This is a genomic window from Sorangium sp. So ce124 (assembly GCF_051525235.1).
Taxonomy (GTDB): domain Bacteria; phylum Myxococcota_A; class Polyangia; order Polyangiales; family Polyangiaceae; genus Sorangium; species Sorangium atrum.
Genome location: NZ_CP150312.1, coordinates 842,249 through 867,509, shown reverse-complemented (window position 1 = coordinate 867,509; position 25,261 = coordinate 842,249). Strand labels below are relative to the sequence as shown.

The following is a 25,261-nucleotide window of genomic DNA, read 5'->3' as shown; positions in this document are numbered from 1 at the left end:
CATCAAACCCCAGCGCTCGCCGGGCGAATGTGTCGGCTCCAGCGCACGGCCCGCTCACGACCCGCCGGTGGAGCTCACAGCTGCCCCGCGCCGGGCCCCGCGTCGCTCCGGGCCCGACCCCGCCCCAGGATGTGTCCCATCGTGAACGCGGAGAGGACGAGGACCGTGACGATGATCGGCACGGCGTAGGTCGCGAGGGACGCGATGTTGGGCGCCGCGCCCGCGCCGGCCGCCGCGCCCACGCCCACCGCAGCCTTGTCGGCGCCGCCCACCGTCATCAGGATGGCCGTGGCCATCGAGGCGGCGATCGAGAGCAGGGCGATCGCGAGCCCCGCGGCGAGGCCGCTCGGGCCTGTCGGCTCCAGCGCGACAGGCGCCGCGGGCGACGCGATCGACGGCGAAGCGACCGGGACCGTCACGAGCGGACCGTCCAGCTTGACATGGACGTTGACGACCATGTCCTGGCCGGCCCACGGGATGACGAGCCCCTGCGGGCCCGCGCTCGCGGTGGCAGGGAGCGCCGCGGATGCCGGGCGCGCTCCTGCCCGGGACTCCTCATGGTTGATACCGCTGTTCATCAGGGCCTCATGGGCGGGGTTGGTCTGGTAGTGAAGCGTGTCGGCGTCCTCGTCGAGGGGGCCCGGGCGCCTCTTCGCCGGCATCACCTCCGTGACGCTCGACGGCGCCGGCGCGCGCTGCTCGGACAGGGGAGGCCGCTGCGCGGGCGCCCGCTCGCGCGCGGGCGCGGCGTCGGCCTTGCGAGCGCCCCCGCTCGCGACGTGATCTGCGGCCGCCTTCTTCATGACGTCCGCGATCACGCCGTAGACCTCGGTCCACGCCGACTCGACGTCGCGCGTGAAGCCGTCGCCCAGCCCTTCGCGCAGCGTCCAGAGCAGCGCCTCGCCCACCACGTCGTAATGGCGATCGACCACCATGTAGCCGTGGTGCCGCACGCCGAGCGCCTGGAGCACCGGCACGAGCCTGCCCAGGTTGTTCAGCCCGTCGACGGCCACGGCGAGCGTCTGCATGAGCTTCTTCTTCTGCTCGGCCATGTCGTTCTTGAACAGCGGCCGCACCGACGGATCGAGCTCGAAGAGGCGGTCGTAGAAGAGCGCCGCCGCGGCGTCCGAGATCGGCATCACCTTCGCCCACGATCGCTGCACGAGCTCGATGGTGCGCAGGCTGATCGGCGCGCCCGCGGGCGGGCCCGTGGGCGCGGGCGCGGGCGGCGGCGGATCGCCCTGCCAGGGCGGCACGACCCCGACGAGCGTCCGCGAGGCCTTGGTCGACGACGGCGGCGGCACCGACTTCGGCAACTGCACCGCCTGCTCCACGGGCGCCGAGCGCTGCGCCGGCTGCGACGCGCCGATCCGCGGGGCGTCCCTCCCGGCCGGCACCGGCGAGGGGCGCGCCGGCGCGGCGCCCACGGCCGCGTGCGCCGCGGCGGCCTTCTTCATGACGTCCGCGACCAGGCCGTAGACCTCTTTCCACGCGGACTCGACGTCGGCCGAGAAGGAGTCGCCGAGCCCCTCGCGCAGCGTCCAGAGCAGCGCCTCGCCCACCACGTCGTAATGGCGATCGACGACCATATAGCCCTGGTGCCGGACGCCGAGGCCCTGGAGCACCGGCACGAGCTTGGGCAGGTTGTTCAGCCCATCGACGGCCACGGCGAGCATCTGCATGAGCTTCTTCTTCTGCTCGGCCATATCGTTCTTGAACAGCGGCCGCACCGACGGCTCGAGCGTGAACAACCGCTCATAGAACAGCGCCGCCGCGGCGTCCGAGATGGGCATCACCTTCGCCCAGGACCACTGCACGAGCTCGATGGTGCGCTGGCTCAGGAGCTCCGGCGGCTGCGCGCTGCGCGCTTTGTTGAGGAACTCGGGCGCGCCGTAGGCCCCCGGCCCTCGCTGGGTGGCAGGCCCCGTGGAGGGCAACGCACGCGCCGCGGGCGCGGGCGCGCTGGCGCTGCGTTGCGGCTTGGCAGCATCCCCCGGCGTCGCGGCGCCGCGCGTGTTGGTCGAGGGTGCGAAGGGATCGTTCGGTTTGGCCATCGTGGTTGTCCGCTGGAGGTTACCGGGAATGCGCCGGTGAGGTGCGCGCCGCGGCGCGCGTGTTCAGAGCACAGGAGCCGCCTCTATCGCCATCCTACATCACGGGGCCGGCGCCTGCCTACGGCGCGGCGAGAGGGCTGCGCCGCCGGCGCGAGGCGCCCGTGGAAGCGCGGGCACCATGTCGACGAGCGCTCGACCAGCGCTCGACCAACGCGCAACGAGCGCGCACAGATCGCGGCGACCGTGCCCGGCGTGCGGCTGGACGACGAGCGGACCGAGGCCGGGGACGTGGTGCTGGCAAACCGCACCGGTGCGGGCCGCGTAGCGCTGCGCACTTTCCGAGCGACACCGGCCCGGCCGGAGCCACTTCTACAACCCGCAACGCGCGCAACGAGCGCGGCCGCGAAGCGACGGGTGGCGGGCGGCCCACCCGCGACAGGTCCGACCGGACCGGATCGCCCGCGGGCCCGACCGCGGCCACCTTCTCCCGAAGGATGCCGTGAGAAGGAGCGGCCTCGGCACCTCCACACCGCGAATCACCAGCTGATGGAATCAGCTCTCCCCAGCACATCTCGCGCGCTCCGCGCCACGCGCTCGCCGCCGACGGACAGGGCAACGGAGCGACAGCGCGCCGGAGCCGCAGAGAGCGATTGAGTCCGCGCCATCGACGCTCGGTGTTCCAGAAGGGGTGAGCCTTCTATCGTCCTTGCGCTCGCCCCGCTCCGTGTCGCCGCGCTCCGAGGGAACGACTGGGACCCAGGGCGCGCGACGCCGCCGGACCGACCAGGACCTCTCCCGAGAGGCGCACCAGGCGAGCAGGCAAAGCGAGCGACGAGCAGCGCTTGCCTGGAGGGGCCGGACAGCCGAATCGCTCAGACCGCCTCTCCGGCATCACGCTCGGCGCCAGCGGACGGACTCTGAAAACGAAAAACGCGAGGTGGCCTGTTCCGGCCAATCCTCGCGTCCTCTTGTTGCTTTTGCTGCTTGGGTCGTGGTTGCGCGGGCAGGATTTGAACCTACGACCTTCGGGTTATGAGCCCGACGAGCTACCAGGCTGCTCCACCGCGCGAGAGGGAATCTACTCACGGCCTCGCTCCGGTCAAGGATTCTCTCACGGCCCGGTGTCGATTGTGTCCATTCCCCTTTCCGAGGCTTCCGAGGCTTGCCGAGGGCGGCACACCTCGGCTCGCCCGAGCGGTGCTCCTTCCCCCCTCTTCCTTCCCTCCCCCCCGTCAGCCCAGCCAGTCCGGCACGAGCGGCGACGGCGCCGCCGTCGAGATCACCCAGAGCTGGTGCGCCGCGCGGGTCGCCCCGATGTGGAGCAGGTGCCGCGACTCGTCGTCCGCCGAGTAGGTCGACGCGTTCACGTCGACCAGCACCACGTAGTCGTACTCGAGGCCCTTCACCTGCCGGACCTCCGTCACCTCGACGCCGGGGCGGAACGCGAACTCGTAGGCGCGCACGCGCCGGAGGTTCGGGATCTCCGCCATCCGGAGGGCGTCGTAGTAGACGTCCGCCTGCTCGGGGTGGCGCGCCAGGATCGCCAGCGTCGCGCGGGGCTCCCGCGCGAACAGCGGGCGGATCGCGTCCGCCAGGAACGCGACGGCCGCGCCAGCGCTCGGGAAATGGTGGTGCTCGACCGGCGCCCCGCTGCGCGGGGCCAGGGGCGGCGTCGGATCCGCCAGCGGGCCCAGCACCGCGCGGGCGAACGCGAGCACCTCGCGCGTCGAGCGGTACGCGATGCGCAGCGGCTCGACGTCGACCCGCGACAGGCCGAGGTCGTCGAGCGTCGCCCGCCAGTCGCGGAAGCCGGAGTCCATGAAGAGCCGCTGCGCCGTGTCGCCCGCCAGCGTCACGCTCCGCGGCTCGGCCACGACGCCGAGCAGCACCGCGAGGTCGATCGGCGCGAGATCCTGCGCCTCGTCCACGAAGAGGTGCTCGTAGACGAGCACGTTCTTCCCCTTGCGGAGCTCGCCCCGGAGCAGCTGGTACGCGCGCAGGAGGAGCGCGTCGTCCTCGGGGTCGAGCACCGCGCGGTCGTCGCTCGAGACCTCGCGCCCGTCCCCGCCCCGGTCGTCGTCGTCGTCCGCGGGCTCGTCGGCCATCGCCGCCTTGCGCTCGGCGCGGTCGCCGGGGTCGAGATCGAGCACGGCGGGGCAGCGGTCCGCGCACCAGCGCCACGCGCGCTTGACCTGCTCCGGGCCGAACTCGGGGTCGCCCGCCGCCTCGAACGCGGCCATCACCCGGTCGAGATCGGTGAGCACGTCCGCCCAGAACGCGAGGGTGCCGCGCGAGTCGCGCCGCGCCCGCGCGTCGTCCTTGAGCTCCGCCGCGCGCTGCTCGAGGAGGTGGAGCATCGCCGGGTGGGTCTTGTAGCGGGTCACGACCGAGGGCGTGTTCTCCTCGACCGGCGCCTCGAGCCACGGGAACGCGCGCTTCCGGGCCGCTCGCGCCCACTCGGCGAACGTCTCGACCGCGATGCCGCCCAGGCCGAGCGCGGGGAGCGCCTCGCTGATGTACGCGCGGAGCGCGGGGCTGCCGACGATGACGAGCATCTTGTCGGCGGTGAAGCGGCGCCCTCCGTTGTAGGAAAGGAAGGCGAGCCGGTGGACGCCGATCGTCGTCTTGCCGCTGCCGGCGCCGCCCTGGATGACCACGATGCCGGCGTCCGGCTTCGAGATGAGCTCGAACTGCCGCGGGTCGAGGAGCGCCGCGATCTCCGGCAGGTGCCGGTCCTCGCGGGCGTGGAACGCCGCCCCCGTCCCGAGCCCGCCGCGCGCGCCGCCCGCCGCCGCGCGCGCGATGTCGCGCATGTCCTCGGGGCGCACCGCGCTGCCCTGCCCGCCGGAGAGCTCGGTCGCCCGCGTCGCGATCTCGCGGAAGCCGCCCGAGGGCCCGCGCACGAGCGTCCCCTGCGGCGCCGAGATGCGATAGAGCTCGCCGTCGTCGATGGTCACGGTGCGCCGCACGAGCACAGTGCCCTCGACGTCGCGCTCGCCGAAGGTCTCCTCGTACTCCGCGCCCTCCTCGTAGCGGTAGTAGATCTGGCTGACCGGGGCGTGGCGCCAGTCGACGATCCGCACGCCCGCGCTCGCGTCGACGAGCGTCGTGCGCCCGATGAGGACGTCGCGCTCGGGGCGGCCCTTCTCCCGGAGGCGCAGGTGGCCGAAGTAGGGAGACTTCGGATCGACGGGCTCGACGACGTTCTCGTTCCGCCGCGCGGCGATCCCTTGCAGCCGCTCCATCTGCTGCACGAGCGCCGGCACGTCCTCCAGCCGCGCCGCCGCGATCTGATCGCGGAGCGAGAGGAGCTGCTCCTCGTAGTTCTCCGCGGGCGGCGGGCGCGACGGCTTGGTCGCGGCGGTGGCGAGGTGCGCGGTGACGCGGGCGAGCAGCGCCTCCTCCTCGCGGACGATCGCCGCGCCGCGCTCGCTCAGCCCGGCGCCGGGCGCGCCGTCGGTCGGCATGGGCGACGTGGGCGGCGCAGGCGGCGCGGGCCGGGCGGACGTCGTGACGGTGGCCGAGGACGGCGCGGTGGACTGCTCTCGGGTGTGCGTGGGGCTCGTAGAACGATTCGCGGTCACGGGGATGCCGATGCGATGGAGGATGAGGTGACAGGCTGAGCCGGAGCGTCAGCACGCCAGACATCCGTCGCGGCCCGTTGACGCAGGAGGGTCGGACCTATTGACCGATCCGGCTCAGCTCCGCAACCACCGCGTGGGGCCCCCCACGCTATCAGCGTCTGAGCGCGTTTCGGCGCGCCTCGACAGGCCGGTTCGCGCCTCGGCGGGCCGCCGCGCGCCACGCGAGCGCCCTCGGTGCGTAACGTGCCCCGCGTCCGACGGCGGATCCGCCGTGGGCGGTGGCGTTCTGGATTGAGGTCACGTGGGCGGACGCCGTACAAGGCAGCGATGCAAAACTGCGCGACCCGGTCCGACCGGCTCCTCGAGCTGATCCTCTTCTCGCTGCGCGATCGCGGGGCGCTCTGCGCGCTGGTCCTCGCCGCCTACCGGGTCGAGCTGACCAGCCTGCTCGACCGTGTCTCCTCGGGCTCGATCGGGGACGATGACGACGATCGGGAGGTCGCGCCGCACACCCGAGGGGATCGCGCCGGCGGATCCCCGGCGCGCGCCCGCGCAGAGGGGCGCCGGACGGAGGCCCGGATCAGCGAGGAGGACGCGTTCCTCATCTACGATCTCGCCGGGTGCATCGCCGAGGCGGCGGGCGCGGCCCGCCTCCCGGTCGTCCGCCGCGACGCGCTCGCCCTCCGGGAGAAGGCGGCCGAGGTGCACGCCGGCGGCGAGCGCGCTGAGCGGGACATGTTCGCGGCCGGGCTCAGGGTGATCGACCGGATCCTCGACGCGGCCCGCGCGCAGCCCTCGCCGCGGACCGAGCCCGCGAGCAAGGACCTGAACTGAACGGAACCGGGGGGGACCGAGCGGGAGCGTGCACGCCGGGCGCTCCATCGATGGCCTGCTCCCTGCACGGGGTGCCGCCGCGGGGCGCTCCGCCTCGGTCCCTGGGGCGCGCTCGCGCCCCGGCGGGTCGCGCTCGCGCCGAAGGACAGCATGAGCATCCCCTGCGCCGGCTCCCTCTCCGCGCCGCGAACGCTGCGAAGCCCGCTGTGGCGCGCGGCCTCGAGCGCGCCGATGCGCGTCTCCTTCGCCGGGGGTGGCAGCGACCTGCCCGGCATCGCCCGACAGGACGGCGGGCGCGTCGTGGGCGCCGCGATCGATCTGCGCGTGCGCGTGATCGTGGAGCCGTTCGATCGAGGCTGGGTGCGGCTCGAGCTCGCCGCGCGCGGCGAGGGACGGGCGGAGCCGCACCCGACCGAGGGCGCCGGCGCCGCCGGAGGGGGGCGCGTCCTCCTGCGGCGCCGCGCGGATCCTCCGCGCGACGATGTCGCCTTCCGCCTGATCGAGGCGACGCTCTCCGCGGCGGGCGTGGGTGACGGGGTCGCCCTGCGGGTCGAGAGCGAGACGTCGCCCGGGGCCGGCCTGGGCGGCAGCGCGTCGGTGGCGGTGGCGGCGCTCTTCGCGCTGCGCGCCTCGATCGGAGAGGTCGTCGCGCCCGAGGATCTGGCGCGCGAGGCGGTCGCGATCGAGCGCGAGCGCCTGCGCAACGCGTGCGGCGCGCAGGATCAGGTGTTCGCGGCGTTCGGGGGGCTGCTCGATCTCGCCTTCGACGCCGGCGGCTGCTCGGGGGTGCGGCCGCTCGCGATCGGCTGTCCGGACCTCGTGCCCGCGCTCTCGGCGGGGCTGCTGCTCGTGGACACGGAGGTGCGGCGCGTGTCGGGCGAGGTGCTGGATCGGATGGACTCGGGCTCGGCGTGCGACGCGAAGGGCGAGCTCGTGGCGGCGGCCGGCGAGGTCGCGCGCGGCTTCGAGCTCGGCTCGCTCTCGCTGGTGCTCTCGGGCATGCGCCGGGGCGCGGCCGCGAAGGTGCGCCTCTCGAGGGCGGCGAGCGCGATCGCGCTCTCGCTGGAGCGGCGGCTCGACGGCCTCGGGGTCGAGGTCCTCCGGATGTGCGGCGCAGGCGGCGGCGGCCACATCCTCCTGTGGGCGCCCGCCGAGCGCCACGCGCGCATCCTCGAGGCGCTCGGCCCGTCCCTCGTGCGGCGGCCCGCGCTCGGCGCCCCCGGCGTGCGGCTCGACGGGGGCTGACGCGGGCTGACGCGCGCCGCGGCGCTAGGCGCTCGTCCCGAGGCGGGCCTTCCGCGCGGCGCTAGGCGCTAGGCGCTCGTCCTGAGGCGGGCCTTCCGCGCGCCGCGCTCGAGCGCGAGCGCGATGAGGCGCTCGATCAGCTCGCGCGCGGGGATGCCGCTCGCCTCCCAGAGCTTCGGGTACATCGAGATCGCCGTGAAGCCGGGGATCGTGTTGATCTCGTTCACGTAGAGCGCGCGATCGGGCGAGAGGAAGAGGTCGACGCGGGCCATCCCCGACGCCTCCAGCGCGCGGAACGCGCGGAGCGCGACCAGCTGCACGGCGTTCGCCTCGGCCGGGGAGAGATCGGCCGGGATCCGGATCGTGGCGCCGTCGGCGTCGATGTACTTCGCGGCGTAGGAGTAGAAGCCGTCGGCGTGCCCGACCACGATCTCGCCGGGCACGGAGGCGATGGGGTCGTCGTCGCCGAGCACGGAGCACTCGATCTCGCGCACGCCCTCGATGCCCTGCTCGCAGACGATTTTCAGATCGAACTCGAAGGCGTGCTCGACGGCCGCCTCGATCTCGGAGCGCGCCTTGACGCGCCGGACGCCGACGGACGACCCGAGGTTCGCGGGCTTGACGAAGATCGGCCCGAAGCCGGCGCTGCCGGGGGCAGAGAGGGCGGCGATCTGCTCGATGCACGCGCCGCGATCGCGGTCCCACGCAGCCCGGCGGAGCGTGACGTGGGGCACGATGGGGATCTCCGCCTCGCGGAGCAGGCGCTTCATCACGTCCTTGTCCATCCCCACGGCGGAGCCGAGCACGCCGGAGCCGACGTACGGGACCCCGGCGAGCTCGAGGAGGCCCTGGACGCAGCCGTCCTCGCCCGTGGGCCCGTGCAGGACGGGGAAGACCACGTCGATCGGGGAGCGCGCGCCGCCCGGCACGGTCAGCATGGCCTCGCCGGCGGGCCCAGGGTGGGCGTCGAGGGCGATCTCCGGCATGGCCTCGTTCAGCCGGGCGAGGCGGGGGTCGCGCGCCGCGCTGAGGAGCAGCGCCTCTTCCTGGAGCAGCCAGCGGCCGGACTTGTCGATGCCGATGAGCACCGGCTCGAAGCGGTCGCGGTCGAGCGCCTCGACGACGAAGCGGGCGGACAGGAGGGAGATCTCGTGCTCGGCCGAGCGGCCGCCGAACAGGACGGCGACGCGCACCTTGGCGGGGTTCCGCATGGCGGCACCCTAGCCGCGATCGCGCACGAGGGCGAAGAAGCCGGCGGATCGAGGAAGACGGCTACTCGGAGAGGACGCGGAACGACTTGCGGACCGTCGCCATCGCCACGCGCGCGATGTGGCCGTCCGCGAGCTCGACGTCGACGGCGGTGAGCTGGCCCTGGCGCTCGATCAGCCTGGCCACGCTCACCCTGGATCCCCGGGCGACCTCGGCGCGCGCGACCTTCACGTCCGAGAGCGCCTCCAGCTCGACGCCGACGGCGATGCCGCTCGCCACCTTCGCCGGCGTCTCCTCGCTGGCCCCGGCCGCTCCGGCGGGGACGACCACCGCGAGCGCCGCGACGACCGCAACGATGAGGCCGCCCGTCGTGCTCCTTCGACTGCAGGTGAGCATCGGGCCCGATTCTACGCGGAAGGAGAGCGATGTCACCTGCGTTGTCACCGGATCGTGGGGTCCGTCCAGGAAGCCCTCCGCGACGACATCGAGCGCGCCTGTCGGCACGGAACGCAGAGGCGCATCGTCCCCATGGGTGGCGCGTGCCCCAGGAGCGGGCGCCCCGAGCAGGGAGCTCAGCGCGCTCTCGCCGCAGCCGCCCCGGCCAGTTCCGCGACGCGCCATCGAGCTCGGCAAGAAGGGTCCCAATCCGCGGACCTCGCTCGTGTCCGATAAAGGCGAGGAGACATGATGAAGCCGCGATCGCTTATTTCAGTCACAGCCGCGCTGCTGTTTCTCGGCGTCTCGATCCCCGAGGCCGCTGCGGAGGACAAGACACCGACCAAGCAAGAGAATTACAGTTATACGTTCACCGACGATCTGCTGGATGCCTCGAACAGCTCGGCGACCGGCGCCATGCTCCAGGTCCGACAGCCCGGGCGCCGCGACAGGCTGCTCCGGCCGAGACTCCACTTCATCCCGGAGATGCTCAAGTCGGTCGAAACGATGTGATGGGGCGCGCAGCCTTCTCGACGGAGGAGGAGCCGACGAGGAAAGGATCGCACAGCGGTCGATCGGCCCCGCCCACGGGACGGAGCGGGCACCGCGCCGAAGCTAGGCTCCGGTCGATTTCCGGCGCCGCTCGCGCACCTCGCCGAGCTTGAGCACGATCTCGTGCATCCTGCGTTGCTCACTCTCCACCATCTGCTCGAGCTCGCGCTGAAACCATAAGCCGAGCGTGCTCTCGATCGGGCGCGGGAGCCCCAGATCGCCGGGCTCCTCGGTCATCCACAGGAGCTGCAGCCCGGAGGCCTCCAGCTGGTTGCGCGCGTACTGCATCGCGAGCTGGATCGCCTGCACACCGTCGATCCCGTACACGCACTTGCTGCATCCGTCGTCCAGGCCATCGAAGACGACGGGACACGCCCAGTCCACCCCAGGAGGGCTCACCTCGAATGGCCGCCCAATCTTCAAGATGATTTCTCGCCCAGGCTGACCTTCCACGCTGTAGCGACGCTCCGCGATCGGCGAATCCTTCTGATCCATGCGATGAGGCTACTACGAGAATTCGACCGTGCACTCCACGAGCCAGACAGGCCATGCTGCCGAGACCCGTAGAGCCTGCACGCTCGCGGCCTCTCCTGGGGCCGTGTCAGCGCGCTCCCCTGCCCTCGTCGAGGCTACGCGTCTCCGGAGCTCGGCAGCCCGGCCGGGGCCGGCGTGCGGGTCCTTCTCGCGGCGGCCGCGGCGGCGACGTTCTTCCGCATGAAGTCGACGACCGGCGCCAGCACGTCCATGACCTTCCGGTCGGTCTGCGCGTGCGCCTTGGCGATGCGGTAGGCGGCATAGAGCGACTCGCGGAAGAGCACGATCTCCGCGAGCGCGCGGCGCTCTCGCTGGGTCGCGAGCAGGGTGTGCTCGTGGATTCTGGACGCCGGCACGACCCGAGCCGGCGACTCCACCGAGCGCGCGAGGGTCGCCATCACCGGTCGATGATTGCCATCACCGGTCGACGTTCGCCATGGCCGGTCGATGGCTGCGATGACCGGTCCATTGTCACCCAAGGACCGCTCGATGGTCGCCAAGGACCGCTCGATCGCGGCCCTGGCCAGTCGATGATCGCCAAGAACCGAGGTCGTCCCCGCGCACGCGGGGGTGAACCGGACAGCACCGTCGAGGCGCTCGAGGCGATGGGGTCGTCCCCGCGCACGCGGGGGTGAACCAGTCCTCTTCTGTGGCGTGCTCCGCCCACCGGAGGGAGGACAATTGAACCTGTCCTCGTTGCAGAGCGGAATCCGCAGGATCCGAGATAGGGCGAGATGTGTGAAGCCCGCGGGGTCCGGCTCGTGTGGCCGGATACGTTCGCAAGCGCGCTGGATGAGCGGAATGCGTCCAGCCGCTGACGACCTCTCACGGCTCGACCTGGTAGACGCCTCCGACGCCGCTAGATCCGGGGTGCCGCGCGCCACGAACGCGACGCTGGCAGCGCCGCGATGTCTGATAGATTGCGCCAGTGATCAGCGACTCCATCGAGCTCCACGCGGGGCCGTTCACTCCTTCGGACCTGCGCGTCGTCTCGTTCCGCGGGCGTGAGGCGCTCTCCGAGCTGTTCTCGTTCCAGCTCGTGGTGCAGGCCGCCCCCGAGCTCGAGGGTCGCGACGCCGAGCTGCTTGGCCGCCTCGCCTCGTTCATCCTGCGCGACGGCCGCGGCGCCGAACGCCGCATTGAGGCGCTCGTCGACCAGGTGCGCGCAGACGCCACATTCACCCCGCGAACCGGTCCTACCTGGCACATCCGCCTCGTCCCCCCGCTCGCGCTGCTCAGACGCCGAACCACGAGCCGCATCTTCCAGGACGCGACCGTGCCGCAGATCCTCCAGCACGTCCTCGCCGCCGCCTCCCTCCCTGTCGAGCTCCGCCTCTCGCGGACGTACGCGGTCCGGAGCTACTGCGTGCAGTACCGCGAGAGCGACCTCGCGTTCGTGCGGCGGCTCGCTGCCGAGGAAGGCATCGTCTTGTGCTTCGCGGACGCGCCAGCCGGCGTTCCAGGCAGCGTGGCCCGCGCGCCGGTGATCTTCCTCGACGACCCGGCGCACTACCCCGCGGCGTTCGACAACGGGCCGGGCGTCCTCGTCCTGCGTCCCGAGGAGGGGCTGACATCCACAGGGATCGAGATCGTCGCCTTCGGCGTGCAGCGATCGCTCAAGCCCAGCTCCGTGCATCTCCGGGACTACGATTTCCGCCGGCCGAACCTGGTCCTGAGGGAGCGGGCCGGGAACGCGGCGAGCGGGCCGCCTGCGCTGGACGTGTACCAGCACCACGCCGACTACGACGCTCCGGAGGTCACGCCAGACCGCGCGCGGGTTTTCCTGGAGCAAACCCAGCGCCGATCGGTCGAGGGCAGCGGCGAGAGCTGGGTCCGCGCGCTCGCTCCTGGACGCCGCTTCGAGCTCAGCGCCGAGACCTCTCCCGGGATCGAGGGAGCCTACGCCGTGACCCGCGTCGCGCACGAGGGGCACACCCCCGAGCTGTCCGGGCGCCCCGCGGAGCGCACCTACCGCAACCGCTTCGAGTGCGTCCCCGCAACGGCGCTGCTCCGGCCGCGTGCGCCGGCGCGCAAGCCGAGGCAGGTCCTCGAGACCGCGGTGGTCACCGGGCCGGCGGGGCACGAGGTGCACACCGACGAGCATGCGCGCGTGAAGGTGCAGTTTCACTGGGACCTCGATGGACAGCGCAATGAGAAGAGCTCGGCCTGGCTGCGTGTCGCTCAGAGCTGGGCGGGCGCGTCGTTCGGCTCGCAGTTCATCCCGCGCGTGGGCATGGAGGTGCTGGTCGGCTTCCTCGGCGGGGACACCGACTGCCCGGTGGTGCTCGGGTGCCTGTACAACGCAACCCATCCGCCGCCGTTCCCGCTGCCGGCGGATAAGCTGAAGAGCGGCCTTCGAACCCAAAGCTCGCCGGGCGCGGGCGGGGCGAACGAGCTCTCCTTCGACGATCGTGCGGGCGAGGAGCGCATCGGCCTCTTCGCAGAGCGCAACCTCGAGGAGGTTGTCCAGCACGACCACACCACGATGGTCGGTCACAATCAGCGGATCACGGTGCAGGGCGAGCGCAGCGTCGTCGTAGGCCGGGGCCAGACGACCTCCGTGAACGGAAACCGCACCGAGAGCGCCGCCGGGTCAGCGATCGAGCGGATCGGCCAGAACCGGCTCCTCGCGGTGCAGGGGTCGCAGCACGTGGCCGTCGATGGCGACTCGAGCTGTGTGGTGGGAAGGGATCTGGACGTCGCGATCAAGGGCCGCCTGGGCGCGACGGTCGGCACCGAAGAGGACGAGGCCGTCGCGACGCTCGACGTGCATGGCGACGGCGCGGTGGCGACCACGGGGAGCGTGCGGGTCAAGGCCACCCGGTCGCTGCGGCTATCGTGCGGGGCAAGCACCATCGAGCTGACCCCGGACGAGATCAAGCTCGACGCCAAGGCCATCACCATCCTGGGTGGCAGTTCGGTCTCGCTCCTCGGCAAGGGACCGGCGCTCTACCTGACGGACAAGGCGCTCGTCGACGCCAAGGCCATCACCATCAAGACGCCGCAATCGTTCCTGAAGCTGGACGACGACGCGAGCCTTCAGGGCAAGCTGGTGAAGCTGAACTGCGACGCGGTGGATGACGGGGAGGAGCCCGAGCAAGAGAAGGAACCGCTGAAGTCGTTCCGCGTCCGCGTGGCGGACGTCTACGAGAAGCCGTACGCCCGCAAGAAGTACCGGCTCGTCGTTGATGGCGTGAACTACGAGGGGCAGACGAGCGATGACGGGATGGTCGAGCAGGACCTGCCGCCGACGGCGGAGACGGGCGAGCTCGTGGTGTGGATCAAGGAGCCTGACAAGGAGCCGGCGCTGAAGTGGCGGCTGAAGCTCGGCGACCTGCCGCCCATGGACACGCCGCACGGGATCCGGCTGCGGCTGAAGAACCTCGGCTACTACCGGATCACCGAGGGCCAGACCGAGCGCGCGGAGGTCGCTGCGATCAAGGCGTTCCAGCGCGATCAGGGCCTTGAGCCCACCGGCATCCTCGACGACGAGACGCGCGGGCGGCTCGAGGCAGCGCACGGGCATTGACCGGACCGATGATTTGATGCTGCGGCATGAATCCACGAAGAAGGAACTCAACCCATGCGTTCGCCGAGATCCGAGAACGGTGCTCGTTTAGCCGCTGTAATCGTGGCGTGTTCCCTTATTTCCTGCCGGCCAGGCGGCGCTGCGCCTGCTACCCCCGCGCTCGGCGGAGACGTCGCGCAGCATGCACCGGGCGCCTCGGGGCCATCTTCCCCGCGACCAGAGAGCTCGTTTGACAAGGTCGCTGATCTGCCCGGCCGTATGGCCCGTCTGTGGTCCCTGGAAGGCGGCCAGATCCTGCTGGAGCGCAACGGCACCTCCTTTGCATTGGTCGATGGCGATCATGTAGGGTCGACGGCAGAGATAGTCGAAGGGCTGCCTATGGAGTCCTCCGTACCAGAGGGAGAGGTGAGAACCATCGTCGGGCGCTGGCCGGATGCGGTGTGGATGGTCTTGCGCACCGCGGACAACTCGAGCCGGACCTATCCCTTCTATCAGGAGAGCGCGTTCCGCCTCGGAGGTGCTCGCTGGAAGATGGTCCACCAGGTACCAGAAGGCGACTACTCCGATGACCTCTACCAGGGCCTGTGGGATCAAGGCCGAGGGTGCCTGGTCGGCTTGCTCGTGGACAAGGAGGACGCCACCGACGCCTGGACGGCACACGAGGAGGTGCTCGATTGCCCTGGGCAACCCGTGCCGCGTCCTTCGTACAAGGCGACGAACGATAAGAAGTACGGGATAACCGCGGCGCGGGGCTGGCACACGGGAGACGTGCTGGCGATCGAGGCGCACGCTGCAATGAAGGAAGGCGAACCAGTTCCGGTCCGGCTCGTCCTGTCTCGACCGGGGCCTCCGAACAGGACCGAGATTCTCCTCCCGCTACCGCCCGAGATCCAGCGCGACAAGCGGAAATTCTACCCATGGGACGTCCGCCTGCTCGGAGAGAGTCCGACCGACGTCTACGTCGTCGGCAATCATGAGCTCGGTATGGAGGCGCCTTATGGGATCTATGGGCCTTACCCAGCGGAGGATAAGCCGCCGCCTATGCTCCTCCATTTCGACGGGACCACTGTTGCAGAGATGCCTGCTCCACCGACAAGGAGGATCCTGAATGCCGCTCGCGGGCAGGACGGCACGTTGGTGATCCTCGGCGTGGCGCGAGACGCTTCCCGAGGTGGGAAGGCTGTGGAGGTCTGGGCTCTCCCGCGAGGCGGCGCCTGGATGCAGGTACCGATGCCCGTCGATCCAGAGGCGAAGGCCGCGTACGTGCCGGAAAGCGTCGCTGTGCGGTCGCTGTCCGAGATCTGGGTCGTAGGCGTTCACGAGAAGAGTGAAAAGGATCGTCGGCTCGCCCTCTTCCGCTCCCACCGCCTGACCGAGATTGCGCCGGGCTCGAGCCCGACCCACGGTACCGGTAGCCAGCTCCGCAGGACATTCGGTCGCCCAATGCATGATCGCGTGCCGGCGATCCTTGCAAGCCGCCCCCCTGGCTCCTGGTACACTGCATCACTGACCAGCAATCTCTTCGATCTGGCACCGAACGGGTGACGGCGGAAGCGAGCAGCGACATGGCAGCACGAAGCGTACTGTGCAATCTGGTGAATCAGACCGGCGAGCCGCTCACGTTCGTGGGCCGTCCTCAGCTCGACCACGGGATCCTCACGCCGGGCCAGGAGCCGCCGCCTTCCTGCGCTGGGACGGCGGTCTGGTCAGCCGAGTCCGATGGCTTCATGACCGGAACCGAGGGCCGGGTGACCTACCGAGGTTCGAGCGGGTCGGTCACACTGTATTGGAACAACCCATTCATTGGCGGCAACGATTACGGCGCCACGCCGGGCGGCGACTACTTCCTGGTGAAGCTGCAGGGCCCGAAGGTGGGAAGCAACGTGAGCGCCACCTACGTGGTGGACCGCAAGAACAAGCCTCCCCCCGCTGCGCCACCGGAGACGCCCGCAACCGCTCAGGCCACACCCGCACACGCGCCCGCGCAGACACGGCCGACCGCCGCTGCGCCCGAACAGCCCGGCAAGGATAGCCACGTGCCGAAGCTCGGTGGCCAGGTCACCGTGATCAGCCCGAAGGACTGGCTGGTCGACATCGCGTGGCAGGCCGTCAACAGCATCGAATGGAGCCCGCTCATCCTAGAGATTACCGAAAACCGGCACGGTAGCCAGAGCGGCACTGAATGCCCGAAGACGCTACCCACCTTTCCGGGCGTCAAGGAGGGCGGGACTTGTCGACGGTCGCACGATGCGCTTGCGAAAAAGCGTACCGAGCGAGAGGCAGCCTACAGCGCAGAGGCAGCGCGACTGAAGGGGACAGGGATGGATGCTTCCGCTGCAGAGCAGGAAGCGCGAAAGAAGTACCCCCTGCTGTATAATGACTTTCATAGCTGGTGCGGTGACTTCGTGACCTGGGTATTCTGGAAGGCCTGGATGTTGCGCGGGATGCCAGAGGACAAGATCACAAAGTCGGAGCTCGGAAAGTTTCTCAATCGGGAGTCGCTCAACGGAACGTGGCAGTCGGGGGAGAACCTGAACATGGTGGAGGCTTACGCGAAGCATGCTGGCACCGGCCTCCTCGTCTGGCATCCACCTGGAGACGGCTATGCACCCAAGCCGGGGGATATCTACATGGCGGACCGTCAGGCAGGAGGACATATTTCCATCGTCGCCTCTTATGAACGCGACCCCCCCGATGCGCAGCCGAAGCGGGGGTTCGACCTGTTTATAACAATCGACGGAAAATCCTTCGATCAGGACAAAATTGGATGGATATCATCATTGGATAGACTCAAGAAGGAGGGACACGAACTCAAGCAGCCTAAGGGGAAGTGGCAAGGCGTCGCCCAGACAAAGCGCAAGAGCAACGACAAGAAGGATCCGCTACGTGGCTTCATTGATACATCGAAGCTCCGCGAAGTACTCGGTTATCGTTGAAGGCGAGAATTCCCCCATGCGCATCGTTAAGTCTACGGTACCCGTCCTGCTCAGCCTCGTTACGTGCGCGGTTGCTTCGCTGTCGTGCCGATCCGGCGGCGCATCTGCACCCACCCCGGTTTCCAGCAGCTCAGCGTCGCGCCCACCAAGCAAAGCCGAGATCGCCGAACCGCGCGCCCCGGAAGGCTCCCTGCACAAGGTCATGGACCTTCAAGTCAAAGCCGCCGATCTCTGGCATCTGGAAGGCGGGGCGATTCTTCTCGAGAGCGGCCGGAATTCCTTTGCAGTCATCCAGGGCGATGCCGTCCAGGTGTTGCCAGGAATGGGTCGAGGCTTACCGCCTGAGGACGGCACCGACGATCGGGGGGCCATCCAGATGATCACGGGGCGTTGGCCTGACGGCGTATGGCTGGTGTGGCGAGATTACGACACATGGAGCGCCCCAGACAACCTGTGGTACGAACGCCTGTTCCGCTATCGACGTGATCATTGGGAGCGTATACACGAGACGCATCACGATCAGAGCACCAACACCCTCTACCGCGGTCTCTGGGAGCAACCCGATGGCTGCCTTGTTGGCCTGCTCTCGGATGACAGGAACGAGAACAACGCCTGGCAGGCGGAGACGGAGGTCCTCGATTGCCCTGGGCGGCCAGCTCCGACCCTCTCGTTCAAGGCGGCAAAGCAGACGGAGTACGGGATTGCCGCCGCGCTCGGGTTCGCATCGGGACACGTCGTCGTGCTCGAGCAGCACACAAAGATGAAGGAAGGCGAGCCGAAACCTCCCCGCCTGGCGCTGTCCCGGCCTGGTCCGCTCAACCGGACGGAGGTCGAGCTCCCGCTCCCGCCCGAAATCGCACACGATCGGCGGAGATTCAGGCTACGCGACTGCAGGCTGCTCGGTGGGAGCCCGTCCGATCTATACCTCGTCGGGAACTATGATCTCGAAACGGCTACGATTCCTCTGCTCCTGCGCTTTGACGGGACGTCCTTCACACCGCTGTCGTCATCGCCGGTTTCGTACATTGGAGGCGTCGACCTGGCAGAGGATGGATCGCTGGTGCTGCTGGGCAGCCCGCCGAAAGACAACCCTAAAGCACGCTCCATCTGGATCCTACCGCGAGGCGGCACCTGGAGGGAGAGGCCCATGCCAGTCGATCGCCAGGTGGGTGAGCCTTACCGGCCCTGGGGCATCGCCGCGCGCTCGAGCGATGACGTCTGGGTCGTGGGCTACCACGAGAACAACGAGAGGAATGATGGCCGGCTCGCTCTCTTCCACAGCCACCCACCGGCTCCCGCTGGTCACGGCGGAGGCGCGGCAGTCCCGTAAGGGCGCAGGATAGCTCGGAGGAACCATGCAATCGCGATCCCCCAAGCCAGGTAAGCCCGCCGCGAAGCAAGGCGATAAGGTCGTCGGCGTCGACACACACCTGGTGATGGTGCCCTCGCCCGGAGGGCCTGTGCCCACGCCGATGCCGATGCCGTTCAGCGGGGACCTGTCCGGCGAGCTGAGCGCAGACGTCCTCATCGAGGGCAAGCCAGCCGCGGTCCAGGGCAGCACCGCGACGAACGCGCCCGCCCACGTGCCTGCGGGAGGCACCTTCCAGCGTGCCCCGTCGAACCAGGCGCGGGTTCAGGCGGGCAGCAAGACGGTGCTCATCAACAACAAGCCGGCCGCGCACCTCGGCGATCCGGCGCTGACCTGCAACGACCCCGCCGACGCGCCGAACGGAAGGGTGCTCGCATCCGGCACCGTGCTGGTCGGCGATTAGGGGCCAGGGGATGGCGGCAGCCACGAAGCCCGCATCGGGAGCGTTGGAAGCGAGCGGAGGGGTCTCGCTGGCGCGGTATGCGGCCGTTACGGCCGCGGTGACCGAGGGGTTCCCGCTCGCGGACGTGCTCGCAGTCGAGGGGCTGACGCCGCGTGCGTTCGCGCGGGCCGATCTCGCCTGGAAGCAGCGGCTGGTCGGCGAGCCGGAGGTGCTCGCGGCGTACGAGCTGGAGCTGGCGCAGGCGGAGGACTGGCTGGAGCGATCGGTCGAGCCGCTCGCGGAGGACGCGACCGCCTGGGCGAGCTTCCTCGCTGCCTTCGAGGCGCATCCGGAACCGTTCGAGCTGCTGCACGGGAACGACCTGGGCATGAACGACGTCTCCCGGCTCCGCCGCTGCTGGGCGCGGCGCGCCGAGGAGGACGCGAAGCTCGGCGAGCTCATTGCGGAGCTTCGTGCAAAACCCGGGAAGCTTGGACCGCTCCGGGTCGGCTCCCGTGTGCTGAGGCCGTCGAGGATGGCCGACGCACGGAGAGCGGCGAACGCGCCCACGAACGATCCCACCGCGGCGGTGATGCCCAGCGGGCCCGGTCTGGGCCTGGCCGAGTACGCGGCGCTGTGCGCGGAGCTCGCGGCGCTGCCCGAGCAGCGCGAAGGGGTGCTGCGGCGCCACGGCTTGGGGGACGAGGCGGCGCTCGCCGCGCTTCATCGGGGCTGGCGGGCGGTGCTGGGGCGCGATCCGGTGCTGGCGAAGGACTTCGAGCGGCTGGAGGCGCACCACGCGCACCGGCTGGAGATGCTCCTCGCCCGGGCGCAGGACGTCGCTGACGTCGAGGGCTCGATCGCGCCGCTCGCCGTCTCGTCTGCGCCGCCCGCGCCGTCTTCCGGCGCCGCGGCGCCCCCGAAGGCGCTGCAGGGCACCGGACCCCTGCTGGACGTGCCCCGAGCCGCGGTGGTGCCCTTCATGCCCGCGCAAGGCGAGATCGCGATCGTGAGGGCCGAACCAAAGCCTCCGCGCGCCGCGGAGTCGCTCACCGGCACGGCGCCCCTGCCCGACATTCCACGGGGGGCGGCGCTGCCATTCCCGCGGTCCACCGTGTCGGCGGCGGTGAAGCCCCCGCCACCCGTGGTCGCGGAGACAGGGCCGCTCGTGGACGTCCCCCGCGGCCCAGCTCTGCCGTTCGCGCCCGGGGCATCGGCGGCTCCTCGGCCACCCGCGCCGACAGCCCAGCCGCAGTGGCCAGGGGCGCCCCGGGAGGTCACGGAGACATCACCGGTGCAGGCGCTCCCGCGAGCCCCGGCCATTCCCTTTGCCGCGACGGCTCCGGCGAGGCCTGCCGGAGCGCCGGCCTCATCGAAACGGGCTCCGCAAGCTCCGGCTCAGCTCGGAGAGACGTCCCTGAGCCTCGAGATCCCCCGTGAGCTGTTGAGGCAAACCGCGAGCGCGCAGGCGGCGGTGACCGGAGCCACCTCCCAGAGCTCCACGACGCCGCCGTCTCCCGCGCCGTCGAGCAATGCTGGCACGAGCGGTCCAGCGCCCCTCGCCGAGCCGATCGACATCGTCCTGCCGCTCGCCCAGTACGCCGCGCTCTGCGCCGAGCTGTCCCTGTTCCCTGACGCGGTCGAGGAGATCTTCCGGCGATACGGGCTGAGCTCCGCAGAGAAGCGGTCAGCTGTCGATACAGCCTGGAAGGAGCGGCTCCGCGAGCGACCGACGGAGTACGCACGATGGCAGGAGATGTTCCGCCAGTGCCATGCGCACTTCGCGAAGCGCGGTAGGCCTGCGGGGTAATCCACATCGATCTCGCCATCGGGCTCGCCCGTTACTCCGCGACACGGAGCCGCTCAGCGAGCCGGCGCGAGCCCCTCATGGGCCTCCGCCACCTCCTCGTCGCCTGCCTTCGCCGCCGCCGCGTCGTGGTCCGCTGCCGCCGCCCCGCCGTCATCCGCTGCTGCCGCCTCGTTTTCATCGCCCGCTGCCGCAGCGAGCGCCGTCTCCTCGGTCGACGGCGCCGCGCCCGTCGGCGGCGGCGAGAGCGTGGTTCCCTTCTCGGTCAGCTGCACGCGGAACCGGAGCAGGAACGACAGCCCCAGCACGCCCGCCACGCCGGGGAGGTCCTCCACGATGGCGAGCTTCACGCTCGGGGCGGAGGCGCCTTCCACCTCCAGCCGGCCGGCGACGGCGAGCTTCGCCTCCTGAAGGCCGCTCGGCGTCCACACCCACAGCACACGCGGCCCGGCGGAGAGGCCGATCCGGTCCGCGAACGCCCTCTGTACAAGCACGTGGCTCACCATCGTATCGACGACGAAGACGCCCTTTTCCTTGCCGTCGATCGCTGCTTCGCTTCGATCCAGGCGGTCCTCCCCACGCGGCAAGAGCGCCTGTCCGGTGACGGCGAGATGCTGGCAGTCGGCCGAGGTGGCGAGCTGGCTCGCCATCTCCGTCACGGTGAAGCCAGACCACCCCACGAGCCGCGTCCCTTCATCGGCATTGTAACGGCGGAGCAGGACGAGCGGCGCGATGCTGTCGCACGGGCGGCGGAGATCCTGATAGACGCGCGCCAGGTGGACGGGCGCCCCCCGCTGGTACGGGCGGAGCGCGATGCATTGCTCGTAGTCGGCGGCCGCCTCCTCGAGCTTCCCCTGGCGCTCCCGCGACTCGGCGCGCCCGCAAAAGGCGTCCCCGTCGGCCGGGTTCTGATCGAGCAGCCGCGTCGCCGCGCGCTCCGCTCCGGAGTACTCTCCGCGGCGGTTGTGGGCGGCGCGGATCTTCCAGAGCACCCTGGGCTCGTGACCGCACGCCGCGAGGAACGCCTCGCTGCGCTCGATCACCTCGCGATCGCGATTGGCGCGACGGAGGAGCTCGGCCAGCGTGAGCATCAGGTCCTCCTCACAGGGGTTCGCCTCCAGCGCGCGCTCGGTCGCGGCGAGGCCCTCCGGCGGCATCCGCACGGCCGCGGCAGCGTGTATGTACGCCGCCGCGACGCCGCCCACCGCCGCGAGCAAGACCGCCGCGACGCCCGCGCTCCTGAGCGCGCGACCGCGCCGGATCGCTCGCTCGCAGCCAGGGCAGGCGACCCCGTGGGAAGCGGAGAAGGAGACACACACGTGGCAGACGGGAGCGCCGCAGCGCGCGCACTCCTCCGTCGAGGGGGCGAGACCATGAAAGCGGCAGCGCGGGCCTTCCTCGATACGAGTGCGATACGTCACCCTCATAAACTAGCATTGCTGGGGGAAGTCGGACGGGGAAGCGAACCGCCATGATGCATAGATGCCTACAGCACCCAGCTGCCGACGCCGCGGAGCGACACCAGCGCGCCGACCGGCGGCGACCTGTACGCGACCCCGACGCCATCCACCGAGAAATCATTGCGCCGGAGAGGCACCAGCGCGGCGGCGCCGACGTCGAAGCCGAGCGGACCTGCCAGGCTCGCCAGCGACAGTTCGAACGGTATCGCCAGCCACGTCTTCTCGACGGCGTCGTTCCGCGTGAAGCCGCTCGCCGCCGCCTTCAGCCGGCCAGCGTGAACGCCGGAGCACACGTCGAAGCGCAGCACCCCAACGCCCGCGGCCGCGAAGCAGGCGCGCACGACACCGCCGAACATCGTCTCGCGGAGCTCGCCCGGCCCGAGCTCCAGCGTCTGCGGGACGAGCCAGAGCGCGCCGATCGCCGCTCGAAATCGCGCACCGCCGATGCCGAGCTCGGTGGAGAGCGCGGGCGCGAAGGGACGCACCACGCCGAACAGGCCGGCAGCGCCCGCCGCCAGCGTGAGCCGCGTGGCGCCACGTTCGGACGTCGGCGCCTCGCGCTCGCCGCCGCCGGCGCCCGCTGGCGCGGGCCGCGCGACAAGCGGCCGCTCCGCCGAGGCGCTGGGCGAAGGCGCCGGCGCTGGAGGCGCAGGCGGCGGCGCGTCGCGCGCCTCGGCCCCGGGCCCCTGCGGGGACGACGCCTGCCCGTCGGAGTCGAGCAGCAGCGCGAGCGTCACCGCCGTCGCCTGCTCGAGCCCGGCGCAGCTGCGGCTGCGATCGCGCAGCTCGCGCGCGCCGCTCCCGCTGCGGATGGACGCGCGGAAGCCGTCGGCCTCCCGGGTGAACTCGACGACGTAGGCGCCGCTCGCACCCGTCTCCGGCCGACCGCGCAGCTGCTCGACGCGCTCGATGAGGCGCGCCGCGTCCGGGCAGCTCTCGGCGCCAGCGCCGCGCGTCACGCTCAGGAACGGCTCGGTCTGCGCCGTGGCGGTCCCCGAAGCCGCCAGCATCGCACCAAGAACCACGGGAAAAGCGCGACGCCTCCGCATGGGGACGACGCGAGGGTAACCGCCGCGCGGAGCACGCGCATTTTTTTGTGATCGTCTCGGGCCGGCGTCCCCACTAGGGGACCGAGTGGTATCGTCCCTGCACAATTCCGCGCTCGAGCTTGCGGCGTCGGCTCGTCTCGTTCGCTGACAGGTCACCGGGACGTGACGGCATGAGCACACCGGACCCCGAGTTTCGAGCCCTGTACGACGCGCACTTCAACTTCGTCTGGTGCTCGCTCAGGCGCCTCGGGGTGCGGGAGGCGGACGTGCTCGACCTGGCGCAGAAGGTGTTCTTGACCGCGCACTTCAAGCTTCCCGAGTTCGAGGGTCGATCGCTCCTCACGACATGGCTCTTCGGCATCTGTCAGCGTGTTGCGAGCGACTACCGGCGCTCCGCGCCGTTCCGGCGCGAGGTCACGACGGACGCCGCGGAGATGGACCTCTACGGCGGCGCGTCCGAGGAGCTCGCGCTGAGCGCGGAGTCGCGGCAGCGCGCGCAGGCGGCGGAGGCCATCTTGAACAAGCTGCCGGAGCCGCAGCGCCTCGTGTTCGTCCTGTTCGAGCTCGAGGAGAAGTCGGGCCAGGAGATCGCGGATCTGCTGGGCATTTCCGTGGGCACCGTGCGCTCGCGCCTTCGCCTGGCGCGCGAGACCTTCTCGCGCGAGGTCAAGCGCCTCGCGCTGGTACAGGACACGAGCCGAAAGGAGGCCGTGTGATGGGGGATCCTGAACGGCTGCTGAGCGTCAAGAGCGGAGCGGACTCGCTCGAGCGGGAGCTCCTGGGGAGCGTGCGCCACGTGGGTCCGCCCGAGGGCGCGAAGGAGCGCGCATGGCGCGGTATCGCGGGCCAGCTGGCGGCGGGGACGGCCGTCGGGGCCACGACCGGCGCCAGCGCCGCCGCTGCCACGAAGGCTGGAGTCGGTGGGCTGTTGCCGTCGGCGCTCTCGGTCAAGGCAGCGGCGGTGCTCGTGGGCGGCGGCCTGGTGCTCGGCGCAGGGTACTGGGCCCTCTCCTCCCCCGAGGAGGCGCCTGCGCCGCCCCGCGCGGCGGCCCCGGAGCGCGCGCCTGCGGACGCGCCGCAGGCCCCTGTGGCGCCTTTGGAGGAGCCCAAGGCACTTCCGGAGCCGCCGCTCGATGTACCCACCGAGGTGGAGCCGACCCGGAAGCCGAGCGGACCGAAGCCGACGGAGACCGATCTGCTGCGCGCGGAGAGCGCGTTGCTCACGGAAGCGCGCGCCAAGCTGCGCTCCGGAGACGAGGCGGGAGCCACGGCGCTCCTCGAGCGCCTGCGCGCGCAGTTCCCGAACGGCGTGCTCCGGCAGGAGCGCGAGGTGCTGGCCATCGACGTGCTGGCCGCGCGCGGCAACACGCAGGAGGCGAAGCGGCGCGCTCAGGCGTTCGTCAAGCAGTATCCCAAGAGCCCCCACAGCGCGAAGCTAAGGCGGCTCCTGGATCAGCCGTGAAGCGCTGGTCGGCCGCTCTCATCATGGCGTTCGGCTGCCTTGCGGCCTCCGGGTGTGATGCGGAGATCACGTCGGTCGGGGCCTGGGCTCCTGTCGTGTCCGGATCTTCTTATCTCGAGGCGGAGCTCGGAGAGCTGAGCGGCGGCTTCACCGTGGGTGAAGACAGCCGCGCTTCCGAGGGCCGCTTCATCGCTCCCCCGGCCGGGGTGACCTCGGACGACGCGCCGGGGCTCGCGCGAGCGCGCTACCGCTTCGAGGCGCCGAGCGGGGCAGAGTACCTGATCTGGGGGCGGATCCACGCTCCGGGCGCCCTCAACAACCGCTTCTGGTTCCAGGTGGACAGCGGCCCCTGGTACCTCTGGCGCATCAGCGTCGGCGACATCTGGTTCTGGGACGATTTCCACGACAACACGAGCTATGGCGAGCCGCTCCGCTTCCCCCTCTCGGCCGGAGCTCACGAGCTCGTCCTCGCGAACGCCGTCGAGGGCGTTCAGCTGGATCGGCTGTACTTCACGCCGGACGGCGACGAGCCTCCGGGCAACGACACGCCCTGCGATCCGCCGCATTCGATCGAGGTCGAAGGGGAATGCCTCCCGAGCTGCGGCGCCTTGAAGGGAACCGCGTGCGGCGACGTCCCGTGCGCCGGGCGCGAATTGCTCGAGGCCTACGATTGCTCCGTGTGCTGCAGCATCGAAGGACTGTGAGCCGGCGGCGCTCCCATCGGGTCGGAACTCGGCAACCGTAGACCCACCTCTCCGTACCAATCGAAACGTCCCCCACGTTTCGACGACGAAAAAGGTGATCGCGCCCGAGCGGGTCT

20 protein-coding genes and 1 tRNA gene are annotated in these 25,261 nt (G+C 70.7%); 12 read left to right on the top strand and 9 right to left on the bottom strand.

The window, feature by feature from the left end; genetic code table 11:
- Positions 1-74: 74 nt before the first annotated feature.
- From WMF19_RS03180 to WMF19_RS03170, 3 genes are all read right to left on the bottom strand, one after another.
- The gene (locus tag WMF19_RS03180; protein ID WP_437897736.1) at positions 75-2,054 is read right to left on the bottom strand and encodes a globin family protein; all 1,980 of its coding nucleotides are present in this window, start codon (positions 2,052-2,054) and stop codon (positions 75-77) included.
- Between the two features lie 992 nt (positions 2,055-3,046).
- A tRNA-Met gene (locus tag WMF19_RS03175) sits at positions 3,047-3,123 on the bottom strand.
- A gap of 163 nt (positions 3,124-3,286) precedes the next feature.
- Positions 3,287-5,638, bottom strand: a complete 2,352-nt coding sequence (locus WMF19_RS03170) for an ATP-binding domain-containing protein (protein ID WP_437897735.1) — start codon at positions 5,636-5,638, stop codon at positions 3,287-3,289.
- A gap of 327 nt (positions 5,639-5,965) precedes the next feature.
- On the opposite strand from WMF19_RS03170, the gene WMF19_RS03165 reads away from it, so the two are divergent.
- Complete coding sequence (locus WMF19_RS03165) at positions 5,966-6,472, top strand: hypothetical protein (RefSeq protein ID WP_437897734.1); 507 nt, start codon at positions 5,966-5,968, stop codon at positions 6,470-6,472.
- 150 nt (positions 6,473-6,622) lie between these two features.
- On the top strand, positions 6,623-7,717 hold the full coding sequence (locus tag WMF19_RS03160) for a GHMP family kinase ATP-binding protein (RefSeq protein WP_437897733.1): 1,095 nt from the start codon (positions 6,623-6,625) through the stop codon (positions 7,715-7,717).
- Between the two features lie 68 nt (positions 7,718-7,785).
- On the opposite strand, the gene WMF19_RS03155 is transcribed toward WMF19_RS03160, so the two are convergent.
- Positions 7,786-8,928, bottom strand: coding sequence for a D-alanine--D-alanine ligase family protein (locus WMF19_RS03155; RefSeq protein ID WP_437798701.1), 1,143 nt, complete (start codon positions 8,926-8,928; stop codon positions 7,786-7,788).
- 61 nt (positions 8,929-8,989) lie between these two features.
- Positions 8,990-9,322 (bottom strand): hypothetical protein, encoded by a 333-nt coding sequence (locus tag WMF19_RS03150; RefSeq protein ID WP_437897732.1) that lies wholly within the window; start codon positions 9,320-9,322, stop codon positions 8,990-8,992.
- Between the two features lie 288 nt (positions 9,323-9,610).
- Here WMF19_RS03150 and WMF19_RS03145 point away from each other — a divergent pair, with 288 nt between their 5' ends.
- Positions 9,611-9,874, top strand: a complete 264-nt coding sequence (locus WMF19_RS03145; RefSeq protein ID WP_437531525.1) for a hypothetical protein — start codon at positions 9,611-9,613, stop codon at positions 9,872-9,874.
- A gap of 102 nt (positions 9,875-9,976) precedes the next feature.
- Here the strand turns inward: WMF19_RS03145 and WMF19_RS03140 are convergent, their stop codons facing one another.
- On the bottom strand, positions 9,977-10,408 hold the full coding sequence (locus tag WMF19_RS03140) for a DUF6968 family protein (protein WP_437897731.1): 432 nt from the start codon (positions 10,406-10,408) through the stop codon (positions 9,977-9,979).
- Positions 10,409-10,542: 134 nt separating this feature from the next.
- Positions 10,543-10,845, bottom strand: a complete 303-nt coding sequence (locus WMF19_RS03135) for a hypothetical protein (RefSeq protein ID WP_437897730.1) — start codon at positions 10,843-10,845, stop codon at positions 10,543-10,545.
- 530 nt (positions 10,846-11,375) lie between these two features.
- Here WMF19_RS03135 and tssI point away from each other — a divergent pair.
- The 6 genes from tssI to WMF19_RS03105 all read left to right on the top strand — a co-directional run bounded on the left by tssI (position 11,376) and on the right by WMF19_RS03105 (position 20,473).
- On the top strand, positions 11,376-13,976 hold the full coding sequence (gene tssI / locus WMF19_RS03130; RefSeq protein WP_437897729.1) for a type VI secretion system tip protein TssI/VgrG: 2,601 nt from the start codon (positions 11,376-11,378) through the stop codon (positions 13,974-13,976).
- A gap of 258 nt (positions 13,977-14,234) precedes the next feature.
- Positions 14,235-15,521 carry a hypothetical protein gene (locus tag WMF19_RS03125; protein WP_437897728.1) on the top strand — a complete coding sequence of 429 codons (1,287 nt, stop codon included), beginning with the start codon at positions 14,235-14,237 and terminating at the stop codon, positions 15,519-15,521.
- Positions 15,522-15,541: 20 nt separating this feature from the next.
- The gene (locus WMF19_RS03120; RefSeq protein ID WP_437897727.1) at positions 15,542-16,912 is read left to right on the top strand and encodes a hypothetical protein; all 1,371 of its coding nucleotides are present in this window, start codon (positions 15,542-15,544) and stop codon (positions 16,910-16,912) included.
- Positions 16,913-16,928: 16 nt separating this feature from the next.
- Positions 16,929-18,242 (top strand): hypothetical protein, encoded by a 1,314-nt coding sequence (locus WMF19_RS03115; protein ID WP_437897726.1) that lies wholly within the window; start codon positions 16,929-16,931, stop codon positions 18,240-18,242.
- A gap of 25 nt (positions 18,243-18,267) precedes the next feature.
- Positions 18,268-18,684, top strand: coding sequence for a PAAR domain-containing protein (locus WMF19_RS03110; RefSeq protein WP_437897725.1), 417 nt, complete (start codon positions 18,268-18,270; stop codon positions 18,682-18,684).
- Between the two features lie 10 nt (positions 18,685-18,694).
- Positions 18,695-20,473 carry a hypothetical protein gene (locus WMF19_RS03105; protein ID WP_437897724.1) on the top strand — a complete coding sequence of 593 codons (1,779 nt, stop codon included), beginning with the start codon at positions 18,695-18,697 and terminating at the stop codon, positions 20,471-20,473.
- A 53-nt stretch (positions 20,474-20,526) separates the two neighbouring features.
- Here the strand turns inward: WMF19_RS03105 and WMF19_RS03100 are convergent, their stop codons facing one another.
- Both WMF19_RS03100 and WMF19_RS03095 read right to left on the bottom strand, forming a co-directional pair.
- Positions 20,527-21,891 (bottom strand): retroviral-like aspartic protease family protein, encoded by a 1,365-nt coding sequence (locus WMF19_RS03100; RefSeq protein ID WP_437897723.1) that lies wholly within the window; start codon positions 21,889-21,891, stop codon positions 20,527-20,529.
- A 65-nt stretch (positions 21,892-21,956) separates the two neighbouring features.
- Positions 21,957-22,940 (bottom strand): hypothetical protein, encoded by a 984-nt coding sequence (locus WMF19_RS03095; protein ID WP_437897722.1) that lies wholly within the window; start codon positions 22,938-22,940, stop codon positions 21,957-21,959.
- A gap of 209 nt (positions 22,941-23,149) precedes the next feature.
- Between WMF19_RS03095 and WMF19_RS03090 the strand changes: the two genes are divergently transcribed.
- From WMF19_RS03090 to WMF19_RS03080, 3 genes are read left to right on the top strand one after another with little or no spacing between them, the layout of a single operon-like run.
- Positions 23,150-23,695 (top strand): RNA polymerase sigma factor, encoded by a 546-nt coding sequence (locus WMF19_RS03090; protein WP_437897721.1) that lies wholly within the window; start codon positions 23,150-23,152, stop codon positions 23,693-23,695.
- Positions 23,695-24,441 (top strand): tetratricopeptide repeat protein, encoded by a 747-nt coding sequence (locus WMF19_RS03085; RefSeq protein ID WP_437897720.1) that lies wholly within the window; start codon positions 23,695-23,697, stop codon positions 24,439-24,441. The genes WMF19_RS03090 and WMF19_RS03085 overlap by 1 nt, the downstream gene beginning before the upstream one ends.
- Positions 24,438-25,145 carry a hypothetical protein gene (locus WMF19_RS03080; protein ID WP_437897719.1) on the top strand — a complete coding sequence of 236 codons (708 nt, stop codon included), beginning with the start codon at positions 24,438-24,440 and terminating at the stop codon, positions 25,143-25,145. Before WMF19_RS03085 ends, WMF19_RS03080 begins: the two co-directional genes overlap by 4 nt.
- Positions 25,146-25,261: the final 116 nt, after the last annotated feature.

Coding starts and splice junctions, on each gene's coding strand:
- WMF19_RS03110 (WP_437897725.1), top strand. CDS start 18,268: ATGCAATCGCGATCCCCCAAGCCAGGTAAGCCCGCCGCGAAGCAAGGC.
- WMF19_RS03125 (WP_437897728.1), top strand. CDS start 14,235: ATGGCCCGTCTGTGGTCCCTGGAAGGCGGCCAGATCCTGCTGGAGCGC.
- WMF19_RS03105 (WP_437897724.1), top strand. CDS start 18,695: ATGGCGGCAGCCACGAAGCCCGCATCGGGAGCGTTGGAAGCGAGCGGA.
- WMF19_RS03160 (WP_437897733.1), top strand. CDS start 6,623: ATGAGCATCCCCTGCGCCGGCTCCCTCTCCGCGCCGCGAACGCTGCGA.
- WMF19_RS03120 (WP_437897727.1), top strand. CDS start 15,542: ATGGCAGCACGAAGCGTACTGTGCAATCTGGTGAATCAGACCGGCGAG.
- WMF19_RS03085 (WP_437897720.1), top strand. CDS start 23,695: ATGGGGGATCCTGAACGGCTGCTGAGCGTCAAGAGCGGAGCGGACTCG.
- WMF19_RS03150 (WP_437897732.1), bottom strand. CDS start 9,322: ATGCTCACCTGCAGTCGAAGGAGCACGACGGGCGGCCTCATCGTTGCG.
- WMF19_RS03095 (WP_437897722.1), bottom strand. CDS start 22,940: ATGCTGGCGGCTTCGGGGACCGCCACGGCGCAGACCGAGCCGTTCCTG.
- WMF19_RS03135 (WP_437897730.1), bottom strand. CDS start 10,845: ATGGCGACCCTCGCGCGCTCGGTGGAGTCGCCGGCTCGGGTCGTGCCG.
- WMF19_RS03165 (WP_437897734.1), top strand. CDS start 5,966: ATGCAAAACTGCGCGACCCGGTCCGACCGGCTCCTCGAGCTGATCCTC.
- WMF19_RS03115 (WP_437897726.1), top strand. CDS start 16,929: ATGCGCATCGTTAAGTCTACGGTACCCGTCCTGCTCAGCCTCGTTACG.
- WMF19_RS03140 (WP_437897731.1), bottom strand. CDS start 10,408: ATGGATCAGAAGGATTCGCCGATCGCGGAGCGTCGCTACAGCGTGGAA.
- WMF19_RS03180 (WP_437897736.1), bottom strand. CDS start 2,054: ATGGCCAAACCGAACGATCCCTTCGCACCCTCGACCAACACGCGCGGC.
- WMF19_RS03145 (WP_437531525.1), top strand. CDS start 9,611: ATGATGAAGCCGCGATCGCTTATTTCAGTCACAGCCGCGCTGCTGTTT.
- WMF19_RS03155 (WP_437798701.1), bottom strand. CDS start 8,928: ATGCGGAACCCCGCCAAGGTGCGCGTCGCCGTCCTGTTCGGCGGCCGC.
- WMF19_RS03090 (WP_437897721.1), top strand. CDS start 23,150: ATGAGCACACCGGACCCCGAGTTTCGAGCCCTGTACGACGCGCACTTC.